General features: G+C 60.3%; 12 protein-coding genes. 8 read left to right on the forward strand and 4 right to left on the reverse strand.

The genetic code is table 11. The annotated features are described in order from the left end of the window. Positions 1-57 precede the first annotated feature (57 nt). Positions 58-636, reverse strand: a complete 579-nt coding sequence (locus ACYZUC_RS13550) for an acyl carrier protein phosphodiesterase (RefSeq protein WP_461996278.1) — start codon at positions 634-636, stop codon at positions 58-60. A gap of 156 nt (positions 637-792) precedes the next feature. On the opposite strand from ACYZUC_RS13550, the gene ACYZUC_RS13555 reads away from it, so the two are divergent. From ACYZUC_RS13555 to ACYZUC_RS13565, 3 genes are read left to right on the forward strand one after another with little or no spacing between them, the layout of a single operon-like run. Beyond that, the gene (locus ACYZUC_RS13555) at positions 793-1095 is read left to right on the forward strand and encodes an ArsR/SmtB family transcription factor (protein WP_008025677.1); all 303 of its coding nucleotides are present in this window, start codon (positions 793-795) and stop codon (positions 1093-1095) included. A gap of 34 nt (positions 1096-1129) precedes the next feature. After that, a complete protein-coding gene (locus ACYZUC_RS13560; RefSeq protein WP_461996280.1) occupies positions 1130-2296 on the forward strand; it encodes an MFS transporter in 1167 nt (388 codons plus the stop codon). 29 nt (positions 2297-2325) lie between these two features. Continuing rightward, positions 2326-3375, forward strand: coding sequence for an alkene reductase (locus ACYZUC_RS13565; RefSeq protein WP_192228656.1), 1050 nt, complete (start codon positions 2326-2328; stop codon positions 3373-3375). Between the two features lie 385 nt (positions 3376-3760). Here ACYZUC_RS13565 and emhR read toward each other — a convergent pair whose 3' ends face one another. Next, the gene (gene emhR / locus ACYZUC_RS13570; RefSeq protein ID WP_461996282.1) at positions 3761-4393 is read right to left on the reverse strand and encodes an efflux system transcriptional repressor EmhR; all 633 of its coding nucleotides are present in this window, start codon (positions 4391-4393) and stop codon (positions 3761-3763) included. 268 nt (positions 4394-4661) lie between these two features. Between emhR and emhA the strand changes: the two genes are divergently transcribed. From emhA to ACYZUC_RS13595, 5 genes are all read left to right on the forward strand, one after another. Continuing rightward, on the forward strand, positions 4662-5819 hold the full coding sequence (gene emhA, locus ACYZUC_RS13575; protein ID WP_461996284.1) for an efflux RND transporter periplasmic adaptor subunit EmhA: 1158 nt from the start codon (positions 4662-4664) through the stop codon (positions 5817-5819). Positions 5820-5822: 3 nt separating this feature from the next. Then, positions 5823-8984: an efflux RND transporter permease subunit EmhB gene (gene emhB / locus ACYZUC_RS13580; RefSeq protein WP_461996286.1), complete on the forward strand. Its 3162-nt coding sequence runs from the start codon at positions 5823-5825 to the stop codon at positions 8982-8984. After that, positions 8984-10444 carry an efflux RND transporter outer membrane subunit EmhC gene (emhC, locus tag ACYZUC_RS13585; protein ID WP_461996287.1) on the forward strand — a complete coding sequence of 487 codons (1461 nt, stop codon included), beginning with the start codon at positions 8984-8986 and terminating at the stop codon, positions 10442-10444. Before emhB ends, emhC begins: the two co-directional genes overlap by 1 nt. Positions 10445-10896: 452 nt before the next feature. Beyond that, positions 10897-12150, forward strand: coding sequence for an OprD family porin (locus tag ACYZUC_RS13590; protein ID WP_461996289.1), 1254 nt, complete (start codon positions 10897-10899; stop codon positions 12148-12150). A 299-nt stretch (positions 12151-12449) separates the two neighbouring features. Next, positions 12450-13265, forward strand: a complete 816-nt coding sequence (locus ACYZUC_RS13595) for a methyltransferase domain-containing protein (RefSeq protein ID WP_461996291.1) — start codon at positions 12450-12452, stop codon at positions 13263-13265. Positions 13266-13402: 137 nt separating this feature from the next. On the opposite strand, the gene pcaC is transcribed toward ACYZUC_RS13595, so the two are convergent. Together pcaC and pcaD are read right to left on the reverse strand one after the other, a co-directional pair. Next, positions 13403-13795, reverse strand: coding sequence for a 4-carboxymuconolactone decarboxylase (gene pcaC / locus ACYZUC_RS13600; RefSeq protein WP_192420624.1), 393 nt, complete (start codon positions 13793-13795; stop codon positions 13403-13405). Between the two features lie 11 nt (positions 13796-13806). Beyond that, entirely contained in the window at positions 13807-14613 is an 807-nt protein-coding gene (gene pcaD, locus ACYZUC_RS13605) for a 3-oxoadipate enol-lactonase (protein WP_461996293.1), read from the reverse strand. Positions 14614-14621 lie beyond the last annotated feature (8 nt).

Here is a 14621-nt window from a genome sequence, read left to right on the forward strand (position 1 = left end):
CAACAGAGATGCTGACTGATACACCGCCATCGCCAGCAAGCCGGCTCCTACAGGGATTTATGTTGTCGGGTAGTTTTTGGCGAAATCCTGGAGCTGCGGGTAAAACAACCGAAAGTCCTCGCTCAACGGCTCATACAACTCCCGCAACTCCTGCATCGCCGCCGCCAGTTCCTCGGGCCTGGTCAGCCGCCGCGAAATCCCTCGCAGCACCTGCTCCAACACTTCAAATTCCCGGTAAGAACCCAACCAGTCATTCGCCACCATGTGCGGCGCAATCCTCGCCAGGCGTTCCGGTAATTGCGGCTCATGGGACAGCACCCGATACACGTCGCCGGTGAACAGCGCCAGCGGCCGGTCGGCATACAGCGTCCAGTCCCGCGCCAGGCAATGGTCAAAAAACACATCGAGCACGATCCCGGCATAACGCCGACGGGTCAGGGAAAACCGCGACAACGCCACGTCCACCATCGGATGGCGGTCGGTAAACACGTCGATGCTGCGATGCAACTGGATAGCCGCCTCGATCTCCGGGTCGAACTGCCCTTGCAGCCGTCCTTTGACGAAATCGCCATACAGACTGCCAAGCAATTGACCGGGACGCTGGCCACCGAGGTGAAGATGTGCGAGATAGTTCATGCCGCCCAGCTTAACACTGCGGCATTCATATCGTTATAACCCGATATACCGATTTATGCGGTCATCAGATCAAAATCATATTGGTATATCGCGAAATACCGATTTAAAGTTCGCCTCATCGCGATATAGCGTTTTACTCATCACGAGCCCCAAGCTATGAACCTCGACCTCGACGAAATAATAAAAGCCCTGGCACACCCAGTACGGCGAGAAATCCTGCACTGGCTCAAAGACCCGGACGTCGAATTTCCCGACCAGACCCACAGCAACGAGCACGGCGTCTGCGCCGGGCAGATCGATCAACGGTGCGGTTTGTCGCAGTCCACGGTGTCCGCCCACCTGGCGACCCTGCAACGCGCCGGCCTGATCAGCAGCCGCAAAGTCGGCCAGTGGCACTTTTTCAAACGCAACGAGGAAACCATCCAGGAATTCCTCAAAACCTTCAGTAAAGAGCTCTGACCCTTAACGTCAGTCAGCCGACAAGGAATCAACAATGCCCCTCTCGCTCCTCATCCTGGCCTTGAGCGCCTTCGCCATCGGCACCACCGAGTTCGTCATCATGGGCCTGCTGCCCGATGTGGCGGCCGACCTCGGTGTGTCGATCCCCGGCGCCGGCTGGCTGGTGACCGGTTACGCCCTGGGCGTGGCCATCGGTGCGCCGTTCATGGCACTGGCCACCGCCAAACTGCCGCGCAAGGCAGCACTGGTGGCGTTGATGGGGATATTCATCATCGGCAATCTGCTCTGCGCAGTGGCCAGTGACTACAACGTGCTGATGTTTGCCCGAGTGGTGACTGCCCTCTGCCACGGTGCATTCTTCGGTATCGGTTCGGTGGTAGCTGCTGGCCTGGTTCCGGCCAACAAACGCGCTTCGGCCGTGGCCCTGATGTTCACCGGCCTGACCCTGGCCAACGTCCTCGGCGTGCCGCTGGGCACCGCGCTGGGTCAACAAGCCGGCTGGCGCTCGACGTTCTGGGCGGTGACCGTTATCGGCGTAATCGCCCTGATCGGCCTGATCCGTTTCCTGCCGGCCAAGCGCGATGAAGAGAAACTCGACATGCGCGCCGAGCTGCGTGCCCTCAAAGGCGCCGGTATCTGGCTGTCGTTGAGCATGACCGCGCTGTTCGCCGCGTCGGTGTTCACCTTGTTCACCTACGTCGCCCCGCTGCTGGGCGAGGTGACCGGCGTCTCGCCACGGGGCGTGACCTGGACGCTGATGCTCATCGGCCTGGGCCTGACGGTCGGCAACATCATCGGCGGCAAACTGGCCGACAAAGGCCTGGCGGCGACGCTGATCGGCGTGTTCATCAGCATGGCCGTGGTGTCCACCGTACTGACCTGGACCAGCGTTGCGCTGATCCCGACCGAAATCACTCTGTTCCTCTGGGCTACCGCGTGCTTTGCCGCCGTACCCGCCCTGCAAGTGAACGTGGTGGCCTACGGCAAGGCTGCACCGAACCTGGTGTCGACCCTGAACATCGGCGCCTTCAACGTCGGCAACGCACTCGGTGCCTGGGTCGGCGGCAGCGTCATAGCCCACGGCTACGGCCTGACCAGCGTGCCACTGGCGGCCGCCGCACTGGCGGTACTCGCCCTGCTGGTGACCCTGATTACTTTCCGTCAGAGCGGTAATCCCGAGCTGGCCCCTGCTACCAACTGACTCACTGATACCTCACGAGGGTGCATTTCATGACGACTATTTTCGATCCGATCAAACTGGGCGACCTCGAGTTGGCCAACCGCATCATCATGGCTCCGCTGACCCGCTGCCGCGCCGACGAAGGTCGTGTGCCGAACGCGCTGATGGCCGAGTACTACGTTCAACGCGCCTCGGCCGGCCTGATCCTCAGCGAAGCCACCTCGGTCACGCCGATGGGCGTTGGCTACCCGGACACCCCGGGCATCTGGTCCAACGATCAAGTGCGCGGCTGGACCAACGTCACCAAGGCGATCCACGGCGCGGGCGGCAAGATCTTCCTGCAACTGTGGCACGTCGGCCGGGTTTCCCACGAGTCGTACCTGAACGGCGAAAAACCGGTCGCACCGAGCGCCATCCAGCCCAAAGGTCACGTCAGCCTGGTTCGCCCACTGGCCGATTACCCGACGCCGCGCGCCCTGGAAACCGCTGAAATCGCCGACATCGTCGACGCTTACCGCGTCGGTGCGGAAAACGCCAAGGCCGCCGGTTTCGACGGCGTGGAAATCCACGGCGCCAACGGTTACCTGCTCGACCAGTTCCTGCAAAGCAGCACCAACCAGCGCACCGACCAATACGGCGGCTCCGTGGAAAACCGTGCACGCCTGCTGCTGGAAGTGACCGATGCCGCGATCGAAGTCTGGGGCGCCGGCCGCGTTGGTGTGCACCTGGCACCGCGTGCCGATTCCCATGACATGGGCGACGACAACCTGGCCGAAACCTTCACCTACGTCGCTCGCGAACTGGGCAAACGTGGCATCGCGTTCATCTGCTCCCGCGAAAAAGAAGGCACCGACAGCCTCGGCCCGCAAATCAAGGAAGCCTTCGGCGGTCCTTACATCGTCAACGAACGCTTCACCAAGGACAGCGCCAACGCCTGGCTGGCCAGCGGCAAGGCTGACGCGGTCGCCTTCGGCGTGCCGTTCATTGCCAACCCGGATTTGCCGGCACGTTTGAAGGCCGATGCGCCGCTGAACGAAGCGCGTCCGGAGCTGTTCTACGGCAAGGGCCCGGTCGGCTACATCGACTACCCGACGCTGTAATCGTCACCCGCTGAAACGCAAAAAGCCCCGACTCGAAAGAGCCGGGGCTTTTTATTTGCCGTGTGCCTGACGCAGCTTCTGCAGGAGCGAGCCTGCTCGCGAAAAATCCGAGGGCGCCGCGGGGTATCTGGTTTACGCGTTATAGCTCACACCTTTCGCGGGCAAGCCTCGCTCCTACAGGGATCATGACAGGATCTATTCAACGTCTGGTACTTACCCTTTCTCACAGACCAGACACAAAATTCCTACAAAATACTGAGCGTGCGACCTGTCAACCAAGCGAACGGGCGTATATAAAAGCACCCCACTGCCGTAGAGCGCGTGAAGAACGGTTCATCTACGGCTTCAACGGTTGACACACGCGAAGCCGATTACGCATGTTGTTTCATTTTCGCAGGCTGGGACTAAAACGCAGCATGTCCAGCCCGGTATCGACCCAACGCTCGGCATCGGTATGCAGTTCAAAGCTGTCCGGCGCAAGCAACCATTGGTACAGCAGGCCATCTATATAGGCATGAATGCTGATGGCCGCACGGGCGGGGTCGAGATTTTCCGGCAACTGCCCGCGATTCACGGCATTACGCAAGGTCAGGCCAATGCGCATGTTGCATTCGAGGCTGGCCGTTCGGCGCTGCTGGCGCAGGTCGCACATTTCATCGGTGAATTCGCACTTATGAAACAGAATCTCGTTGATGCGCCGGGTCTTGGGGTCCAGCGCAACTTCATGAAACAAATGAATCAGCAGTCGACGCATGCAGCCCAGCGGGTCGAGCTCGTCTTCGCTCTCCGCGGCTTTGGCCAGTTCATCAAGCGGCTCATGCAAGCTATCAAGCATGGCCTGCACCAGATCGGCCTTGTTGCTGAAATGCCAGTAGATGGCGCCGCGGGTGACGCCGGCCAGGGTTGCGATGTCCGCCAGCGTCGTGCGGGCCACGCCCCGCTCGAAAAAGGCCTTTTCGGCCGCCTCGAGTATCTGGCTGCGGGTTTCTTGAGCTTCCTCTTTGGTGCGACGGACCATGGCAGTACAACCTCAATCAGGATGCTTCAGCGATGTCTGAATATCAGCTGAATAAAAGTGGGGCGAGCGCTCTAGGGGCTTGTCCCCGGGCCTACAATTCCAACCTTGCGACGGCCTCTGTAACAGCGAGGGTACACAGCCAAGGTATTTACAAACAACCGTGAATGTAAGTATATTCCTTAGCAGGCTACTTATCCACCCGGCACCCAATTTTTAACCTTCCATCTTTTCTTGTGCGTTTTTTTGCGCGCCTGACCCGAGGATTTTCATGCAATTCAAGCCAGCTGTTACCGCTCTGGTCACTGCCGTCGCCTTGGCATCGCTGCTCAGCGGATGCAAAAAGGAAGAAGCGGCACCGGCCGCTCCACCGCCTCAGGTCGGCGTCGTCACCTTGCAACCTCAAGCCTTCACCCTGACGTCCGAGCTGCCAGGTCGCACCAGCGCCTATCGCATCGCCGAAGTTCGCCCGCAGGTCAACGGCATCATTCTCAAGCGTCTGTTCAAGGAAGGCGGTGACGTCAAGGCCGGCCAACAGCTGTATCAGATCGATCCGGCGATTTATGAAGCCACGCTGAAAAGCGCCGAAGCCAACCTGCAACAGACCAAATCGATCTCCGATCGTTACAAGCAATTGGTCAACGAACAGGCTGTAAGCCGTCAGGAATACGACACCGCACTGGCCAACCGCCTGCAATCGGAAGCCGCACTGCAAAGCGCCCAGATCAATGTGCGCTACACCAAAGTGTACGCGCCTCTGTCCGGTCGCATCGGTCGTTCCAGCGTGACCGAAGGCGCTCTGGTCACCAGTGGCCAGGCAGACGCCATGGCGGTGATCCAGCAACTCGATCCGATCTACGTCGATGTCACCCAGTCCTCGGTAGAGCTGCTTGAACTGCGCCGTGAACTGGAAAGCGGTCGCCTGCAAAAGGCCGGTGACAACTCGGCGGCGGTCAAGCTGACCCTCGAAGACGGCAGCCAGTACAAACTGGAAGGCAAGCTCGAGTTCTCCGAGGTCTCGGTTGACCAGACCACCGGCTCCGTCACCCTGCGTGCGGTGTTCCCGAACCCTGATCACACCCTGTTGCCCGGCATGTTCGTTCACGCCCAGCTTCAGGCCGGCGTGAATGCAGCCGCCATCCTGGCGCCGCAACAAGGCGTGACCCGCGACCTCAAAGGCTCCCCGACCGCGCTGGTCGTCGGTGCGGACAACAAGGTCGAGCTGCGTCAGCTCAAGGCCAGCCGCACTGTCGGCAGCCAGTGGCTGATCGAGGACGGCCTGAAAGCCGGCGATCGCCTGATCACCGAAGGGCTGCAATTCGTCAAACCTGGCATTGAAGTCAAGGCCACTGAGGCGACTAACGTTGGCGCAAAGAACCCGGCCCCCGCACAGGCAGCTAACAAGGCTTCCAGCGGCAAAGGGGAGTAAACCATGTCGAAATTTTTTATCGACCGTCCGATTTTCGCCTGGGTAATTGCCCTGGTGATCATGCTGGTCGGGGCTCTATCGATCCTCAAGTTGCCGATCAACCAGTACCCGAGCATTGCACCTCCGGCGATCGCCATCTCCGTGGCCTACCCGGGCGCTTCCGCGCAAACCGTGCAAGACACCGTGGTTCAGGTGATCGAGCAGCAGCTCAACGGTATCGACAACCTGCGTTATGTGTCCTCGGAAAGTAACTCCGACGGCACCATGACGATCACCGCGACTTTCGAGCAAGGCACCAACTCCGATACCGCGCAGGTTCAGGTCCAAAACAAACTGAACCTGGCCACCCCGCTGCTGCCGCAAGAAGTGCAGCAGCAAGGTATCCGCGTCACCAAGGCGGTGAAAAACTTCCTGCTGGTGATCGGCGTGGTCTCGCGTGACGGCAGCATGACCAAGGACGACCTGTCCAACTACATCGTGTCCAACATGCAGGATCCGATCTCGCGGACAGCCGGCGTGGGCGACTTCCAGGTGTTCGGTTCCCAGTACGCCATGCGTATCTGGCTCGACCCGGCCAAGTTGAACAACTTCAACCTGACCCCGATTGACGTCAAAACCGCCATCGCCGCGCAAAACGTCCAGGTATCGTCCGGCCAGCTCGGCGGCCTGCCTGCCCTGCCCGGCACTCAGTTGAACGCGACGATCATCGGCAAGACCCGCCTGCAGACCGCTGAGCAATTCAACAAAATCCTGCTCAAGGTCAACAAGGACGGCTCCCAGGTTCGCTTGAAAGATGTCGCCGACGTCGGTCTGGGTGGCGAGAACTACAGCATCAACGCCCAGTTCAACGGCGCCCCGGCTTCCGGCCTGGCGGTGAAACTGGCCAACGGTGCCAACGCCCTCGACACCGCGAAAGCCCTGCGCAAAACCATCGACAGCCTCAAGCCGTTCTTCCCGCAAGGGATGGAAGTGGTGTTCCCGTACGACACCACGCCAGTGGTGACCGAGTCGATCAAGGGTGTGGTTGAAACCCTGGTCGAAGCCATCGTGCTGGTGTTCCTGGTGATGTTCCTGTTCCTGCAAAACTTCCGCGCCACTGTCATCACCACGATGACCGTGCCAGTGGTATTGCTGGGTACGTTCGGCATCCTCGCGGCGTTCGGTTTCAGCATCAACACCCTGACCATGTTCGGTATGGTATTGGCCATCGGCCTGCTGGTGGACGATGCCATCGTCGTGGTGGAAAACGTCGAACGGGTCATGAGCGAAGAAGGCCTGTCACCCAAGGAGGCCACCAAGAAATCCATGGGGCAGATCCAGGGTGCGCTGGTCGGTATTGCTCTTGTGCTCTCGGCGGTACTGTTGCCGATGGCGTTCTTCGGCGGTTCCACCGGCGTGATCTACAAGCAGTTCTCGATCACCATCGTCTCGGCCATGGCCCTGTCGGTACTGGTCGCGCTGATCTTCACCCCGGCGCTCTGCGCCACCATGCTCAAAGCCATTCCCAAGGGCGAGCACGGCGTGCCGAAACGCGGCTTCTTTGGCTGGTTCAACCGCAATTTCGACCGTAGCGTGAAAAGCTACGAGCGTGGTGTCGGCAACATTCTGCGCAACAAGGCACCGTACCTGCTGGCCTACGTGATCATCGTCATCGGCATGATCTGGTTGTTCATGCGTATTCCATCCTCGTTCCTCCCGGAGGAAGACCAGGGCGTACTGTTTGCTCAAGTGCAGACCCCGGCCGGCTCGACTGCCCAGCGCACTCAGGTCGTCGTGGACCAAATGCGTGAATTCCTGCTGCGCCCAAGCAAGGATGGCGGTGAAGGCGATGCGGTGAACTCGGTGTTTACCGTGACCGGCTTCAACTTCGCCGGCCGTGGCCAGAGTTCGGGTATGGCGTTCATCATGATGAGGCCGTGGCACGAACGTAACGCCGACAACAACGTGTTCAAAGTCGCGGCCCGTGCCCAACAGCACTTCTTTACCTTCCGTGACGCCATGGTGTTCGCTTTCGCACCGCCAGCGGTACTGGAGCTGGGTAACGCAACCGGTTTCGACGTGTTCCTGCAAGACCGCGCCGGTATCGGTCACGAAAAACTGATGGCTGCCCGTAACCAGTTCCTCGGCATGGCGGCGCAGAGCAAAGTGCTGTCGCAAGTGCGCCCGAACGGTCTGAACGACGAGCCGCAATACCAGTTGGAAATCGACGACGAGAAGGCCAGTGCGCTGGGCATTACCATCGCCGACATCAACAGCACCCTGTCGATTGCCTTGGGCAGTAGCTATGTGAACGACTTCATCGACCGTGGTCGTGTGAAGAAGGTTTACGTGCAAGGCCAGCCTGGCGCGCGCATGAGCCCTGAAGACCTGAAGAAGTGGTACGTGCGCAACAGCGCCGGGACCATGGTTCCTTTCACTGCGTTTGCCAAGGGTGAGTGGATTTACGGTTCGCCAAAACTGGCCCGTTACAACGGCGTAGAAGCGATGGAAATCCTCGGCTCCCCTGCCCCGGGTTATTCCACCGGTGAAGCCATGGCCGAAGTCGAGGCGCTTGCCCTGAAACTGCCGGCCGGTGTCGGTATTTCCTGGACCGGTCTGTCGTATGAAGAACGACTGGCAGGCTCCCAGGCGCCAGCGCTGTTCGCGCTGTCGATTCTGATGGTGTTCCTGTGTCTGGCGGCATTGTATGAAAGCTGGTCGATTCCGATTGCCGTCGTGCTCGTGGTGCCACTGGGGATTATCGGTGCGCTGATGGCCACCAGCCTGCGGGGGCTGTCCAACGACGTGTACTTCCTCGTGGGTCTGTTGACCACCATCGGTCTGGCGGCGAAAAACGCCATTCTGATCGTCGAGTTCGCCAAGGATCTGCATGAGCAGGGCAAGAGCTTGCAGGAGGCTGCCATCGAGGCCTGCCGCATGCGTTTGCGCCCGATCATCATGACCTCCCTGGCGTTCATTCTCGGCGTGGTGCCTCTGGCCATTTCCAGCGGCGCCGGCTCGGGCAGCCAACACGCCATCGGTACCGTGGTAATTGGCGGTATGATCACCGCCACCGTATTGGCGATCTTCTGGGTCCCGTTGTTCTTCGTCACCGTGTCGGCCATGGGTCAGCGAAAAATCGCCGATCAGGACGACGCTATTGAACCTTCTAAAGAGGCTGGCTAATGAGCAAGTCGCTACTCTCCATCGCAGTCGCGGCCTTCGTGCTGAGCGGTTGCTCGCTGATACCTGATTATCAGCAGCCTGAAGCACCGGTGGCCGCCCAGTTCCCGCAAGGCCCGGCGTATTCGTCGGCCCAGGCGCCGAGCCAGGCCGCCGCCGAACAGGGCTGGAAGCAGTTTTTCCATGACCCGGCGCTGCAGCAGCTGATCCAGGTGTCCCTGGAAAACAACCGTGACCTGCGTGTCGCGGCCCTGAACATCGACGCGTTCGCTGCGCAATACCGCATCTCCCGCGCCGACCTGTTCCCGGCGGTTTCGGCCAACGGTACCGGCAGCCGTCAGCGGGTTCCGGCTGACGCTTCACAGAGCGGTCAGGCAGGCATCACCAGTTCCTACTCGGCCACCGTCGGCATCAGCGCCTATGAACTCGACCTGTTTGGTCGGGTTCGCAGCCTGAACGAAGAAGCCCTGCAGAAGTACTTCGCCACTGAAGAAGGCCGTCGCAGCACGCAAATCAGCCTGGTGGCCAGCGTGGCGAATGCCTACCTGACCTGGCAGGCCGACAAAGAGCTGCGCAAGCTGACTCAGGACACCCTCGCGGCGTTCGAGGAGAGCTACAAGCTCACCGCGCGCAGCAACGAAGTGGGCGTAGCCTCGGCACTGGATCTGGCGCAGTCGCGCACTTCGGTGGAAAACGCCCGTGCGCAACTGGCCCGTTACACACGCCAGGTTGCCCAGGATGAAAACAGCCTGGTGCTGCTGCTCGGCACTGGCATCCCGGCCAATCTGCGAGAAGCCAAGCCGCTGTCTGACGACTTGCTGAGCGACGTACCGCCTGGCTTGCCGTCGGACCTGCTGCAACGTCGTCCGGACATTCTGCAAGCCGAATACAACCTGAAAGCAGCCAACGCCAACATCGGCGCGGCGCGCGCAGCGTTCTTCCCGAGCATCAGCCTCACCGCCAATGCCGGTACGTTGAGCCCGGACCTGTCCGGCCTGTTCAAGGGTGGTTCGGGCACGTGGTTGTTCCAGCCGCAAATCAACCTGCCGATCTTCAACGCCGGCAGCCTGCGCGCCAGCCTGGATTACTCGAAAATCCAGAAAGACATCGGCGTGGCGAACTACGAGAAGTCCATTCAAACGGCCTTCCAGGAAGTCGCCGACGGCCTGGCCGCCCGCCAGACCTATACCGAGCAGTTGCAGGCCCAGCGTGATTTCGTCACCGCCAACCAGGACTACTACCGTCTGGCCGAGCGTCGTTATCGCATTGGCGTCGACAGCAACCTGACCTTCCTCGATGCCCAGCGTCAGCTGTTCAGTGCCCAACAGGCGCTGATCACCGACCGCCTGGCGCAACTGGTCAGTGCCGTGAATCTGTACAAGGCACTGGGCGGTGGCTGGAACGAGCAGACTGCGAAAGTCGAGCCGCTGAAAGAAGAAGCGCCGAAGCTGAAGTTGTTCTGATCGAACGGCTGTAAACACGAAGCCCACCTTTTGGTGGGCTTTTATTTGGCTGCTGGAAATGTTGTGTTGGCAATGCAGACCCCTTCGCGGGCAAGCCTCGCTCCTACAGGTTGCGTGTCGATCACAAAATGTGTGAACCACGCTAACCCGTAGGAGCGGGCTTGGTCTGGGCGGCATTCCGACGAAGGGGCCAAGATTAACAACACAAAAACCCAGCAAATGTTGCGTTCGATAATCGCCCAAAACCCGCTTTTACCAATTGAACCATCCAGTTCATTCCCCGCACCATTCGCCACACAAAACCAATAACAACAGGTTCGACACCATGCCCCCGCGCCCCGCCCTGTCCGGCTGATCTCGCCCCGTTTCATTTGAATTCGAATCTTTTGTCTGCAACCCGACGGTTGCGGCATCCACCCGTTTCATCTCCAAGAATTAGAGAGACCGAGCCCATGACGCCTTCCACTTATTTCGTTCCCAGCCTGATCGCCCTCGCACTGGCCGGTGCCGCCCTGCCCGCCACGGCCGAAGAGGCGGGTTTTGTCGAAGGGGCCAAGGTCAACCTGAACCTGCGCAACTTCTACATCAACCGCAACTTCACCAACCCGACCAAGGCACAGGGCAAGGCTGAAGAGTGGACGCAAAGTTTCATCCTCGACGCCAAGTCCGGGTTCACCCAAGGCACCGTCGGCTTCGGCATGGATGTGCTGGGGCTGTACTCGGTGAAACTCGACGGTGGGAAAGGCACCGGCGGTACGCAGTTGCTGCCGCTGGACCACGATGGCCGCCCGGCGGACAACTTCGGTCGCACCAACGTGGCGTTCAAGGCCAAGCTGTCGCAGACCGAAGTGAAGGTCGGCGAATGGATGCCGGTGCTGCCGATCCTGCGCTCCGACGATGGTCGCTCGCTGCCACAAACCTTCCGTGGCGGTCAGATCACGTCGAAGGAAATCAACGGCCTGACGCTCTACGGCGGCCAGTTCCGCCAGAACAGCCCGCGTGACGACAGCAGCATGAACGACATGTCGATGACCGGCAAAGCGGCCTTCACCTCCGACCGCTTCAACTTCCAGGGCGGCGAATACCTGTTCAACGAGAAACGCACCCAGATCGGCCTATGGAACGCCGAACTCAAGGACATCTACAGCCAGCAATACGTCAACCTGATTCACAGCCAACCCATCGGCGACTGGACCCTGGGCGCCAACCTCGGTTTCTTCTACGGCAAGGAAGACGGCAGCGCACGTGCCGGCGATCTGGATAACAAGACCTGGTCGGGAATGCTTTCCGCCAAGTACGGCGGCAACACCTTCTACGTCGGCCTGCAAAAACTCACCGGCGACAACGCCTGGATGCGGGTCAACGGCACCAGCGGCGGCACGCTGGCCAACGACAGCTACAACTCCAGCTATGACAACGCGCGGGAAAAATCCTGGCAGGTGCGTCACGACTACAACTTCGTTGCGCTCGGCGTACCGGGCCTGACCCTGATGAACCGCTACATCAGCGGCGAAAACGTGCACACCGGCACCATCACCGACGGCAAGGAATGGGGCCGCGAGAGTGAACTGGGCTACACCGTGCAGAGCGGTGCGCTGAAGGACCTGAACGTCAAATGGCGCAACTCGACCATGCGCCGCGACTACAGCAACAACGAGTTCGACGAGAACCGGTTGATCATCAGCTACCCGATCAGTTTGTTGTAAGCCTCGAGGACGCCTTCGCGGGCAAGCCTCGCTCCTACAGGTTTTGCGTTGGTTATTCATTTTGTGACGGGCACAAAACCTGTAGGAGCGAGGCTTGCCCGCGAAGAACGATAACGCGATATCGAGTCAGCCGCTTGTCAGGCTGACTGGCGCTTCACCCACCGTCAATTACAGTGAAAAAACCTGACAGGACTCAGGCGCTTTCAACCCTTCCCCTTCCGTTATCTGTTGATGTGGGTCCGCAAGACTTTAGCCAGGCTGTCATCGGAAGACACCGCTGATCACCAGAGGACCACCTCATGGTCACCCGACTCAATCCTGCACCCGTCACATCCGACTGGGACGCAAAGGCGTACCAGCAGTTTTCGCGCCTCAGGCAACGACCGGTCAATGAATTGCTCGGTCGTGTCGAACTGAAATCGCCCCAACGTATTTATGACTTGGGGTGCGGCACCGGCATCGCCACGCAACTGTTGGCCAAGCGTTGGCCTCGCGCGCAGTTGCAGGGCATCGACAGTTCCGGACAAATGCTCGACGAAGCCCGCCTTCTGCCCATCAAGGCGTCGTGGAAACAGTGTGACCTGCTCGACTGGCAGCCCGAACAGCCAGCGGACCTGCTGTTCGCCGCTGCCGTTTTGCACTTCATCAAGGATCACCATCAACTGCTGCCGCGGCTGCTCAGGCAGCTCAACCCAGGCGGTTGCCTGGCAGCGCACATGCCCGACTGGCGGGATGCGTTGTGGTATCGGTTGGTGCTCGACACGCTGGAAGACGCGGGTGCTTGCGGCCAACCGTTAGGCACGGCGCAACTGCGCGAGGCCATGGCCGCACGGACGCTCATGTCGCTGGAAGATTACTACCGCTTGCTCGCCCCGATCACCAAAACCCTGGACATCTGGGAGACCGAGCAATTGCAGGTGGTCTGCGGCCAATCGCCGATCTATGACTGGGTCAAGGTCTCGGCGCTGCGGCCAGTGATGCAGGCACTCAAGGCCGATGAACAGGCGCGCTTCATTTACCACTACCTGATGCGCATACACGCGCATTACCCGCCGGAGAGCGACGGGCGAACGTTGTTTCCGTTCAAGCGGATATTCATCGTCGCGACCGTCTGAAAACAGTCCCGATCCACCCGGCAACGCAAATCCTGTAGGAGCCGGCTTGCTGGCGATAGGATCGACGCGATCCGCCTGACAAACCGCGTCGTCCAAATCGCCAGCAAGCCGGCTCCTACAGGTGTGTGGCGTTTGGTCTATTCCCGGGATTCGACGCCCAACTCATCCCACACCGACTCGGCCAAATGAAACGTCGCATTCGCCGCCGGGATGCCGCAATAGATGGCGCTCTGCATGATCACTTCCTTGATCTCGCCACGGGTCACGCCATTGTTGGCGGCGGCACGCAGGTGCAGTTTGAGTTCACCCTCACGGTTCATGCCGATCAACATGGCGATGGTGATCAGGCTGCGGGTATGGCGCGGCAGGCCCGGGCGGGTCCAGATGTCGCCCCACGCGTGGCGGGTGATCATCTCCTGAAACTCCGAGTTGAACTCGGTCAGCGCAGTCAGGCTGCGGTCGACATGGGCGTCGCCGAGGACTGCGCGGCGCACGTTCATGCCCTCGTCGTAACGTTGTTTCTCGTCCACGGATGTTCCCCTCAATGGCCCAGCAAAAAAGCGAGAACGCGATCACTGAACGCATCGCCGGCCTGCACGTTGGACAGATGCGCCGCGTAGAACTCGGCGTACTCGGCGCCCTGCACATGCTCCTGGATGAAGTGCCCACCGGACGGCGGCGTCACCGCATCTTCGGTGCCGGCGATGACCAGCAACGGCACTTTGATCGAGGGCAGCTGATCACGGAAATCGGCATCGCGCACGGCAGCGCAATTGGCCGCGTAGCCTTGAGGCGAAGTCGCCGCGAGCATGTCGGTAATCCTCTTCGCCGCCGCCGGATTGGCAGCGGAAAAGTCCGGGGTAAACCAGCGCGCAATCGACGCATCACGCAGCGCAACCATGGCGGCCGCGCCGTCACGCAACACAGTCTCGATGCGTGGGTTCCAGATCGACGGGTCGCCGATTTTCGCGGCGGTGTTGCACACCACCAGTTTGTTCAATCGATCACCGGCATTGATGCCCAGCCACTGGCCGATCAAGCCGCCCATCGACAGACCGCAGAAATGCGCCTTCTCAATGTGCAACGCATCCAGCAGCGCCAGCACATCTCGGCCCAGTTGCTCGATGCTGTAGGGCCCCGGCGTGACCAGGGATTTGCCGTGGCCACGGGTATCAAAACGCAGCACGCGGAAATGCTCGGTGAACGCGGCAATTTGCGCGTCCCACATGTGCAGGTCGGTGCCCAGCGAGTTGGACAGCACCAGCACCGGTGCATCGACCGGGCCATCGAGTTGCGGCCCTTCAATTTGGTAGTGCAGTTCGCCCTCGGCGAGTTGTACGAAAGCCACAGCAGTCT

This window comes from Pseudomonas sp. GT1P32 (genome assembly GCF_054897805.1).

What these genes read in the sequence shown, in the direction of transcription:
- ACYZUC_RS13550 (WP_461996278.1), bottom strand. Translation starts at nt 636, where the DNA reads ATGAACTATCTCGCACATCTTCACCTCGGTGGCCAGCGTCCCGGTCAA.
- ACYZUC_RS13555 (WP_008025677.1), top strand. Translation starts at nt 793, where the DNA reads ATGAACCTCGACCTCGACGAAATAATAAAAGCCCTGGCACACCCAGTA.
- ACYZUC_RS13560 (WP_461996280.1), top strand. Translation starts at nt 1,130, where the DNA reads ATGCCCCTCTCGCTCCTCATCCTGGCCTTGAGCGCCTTCGCCATCGGC.
- ACYZUC_RS13565 (WP_192228656.1), top strand. Translation starts at nt 2,326, where the DNA reads ATGACGACTATTTTCGATCCGATCAAACTGGGCGACCTCGAGTTGGCC.
- emhR (WP_461996282.1), bottom strand. Translation starts at nt 4,393, where the DNA reads ATGGTCCGTCGCACCAAAGAGGAAGCTCAAGAAACCCGCAGCCAGATA.
- emhA (WP_461996284.1), top strand. Translation starts at nt 4,662, where the DNA reads ATGCAATTCAAGCCAGCTGTTACCGCTCTGGTCACTGCCGTCGCCTTG.
- emhB (WP_461996286.1), top strand. Translation starts at nt 5,823, where the DNA reads ATGTCGAAATTTTTTATCGACCGTCCGATTTTCGCCTGGGTAATTGCC.
- emhC (WP_461996287.1), top strand. Translation starts at nt 8,984, where the DNA reads ATGAGCAAGTCGCTACTCTCCATCGCAGTCGCGGCCTTCGTGCTGAGC.
- ACYZUC_RS13590 (WP_461996289.1), top strand. Translation starts at nt 10,897, where the DNA reads ATGACGCCTTCCACTTATTTCGTTCCCAGCCTGATCGCCCTCGCACTG.
- ACYZUC_RS13595 (WP_461996291.1), top strand. Translation starts at nt 12,450, where the DNA reads ATGGTCACCCGACTCAATCCTGCACCCGTCACATCCGACTGGGACGCA.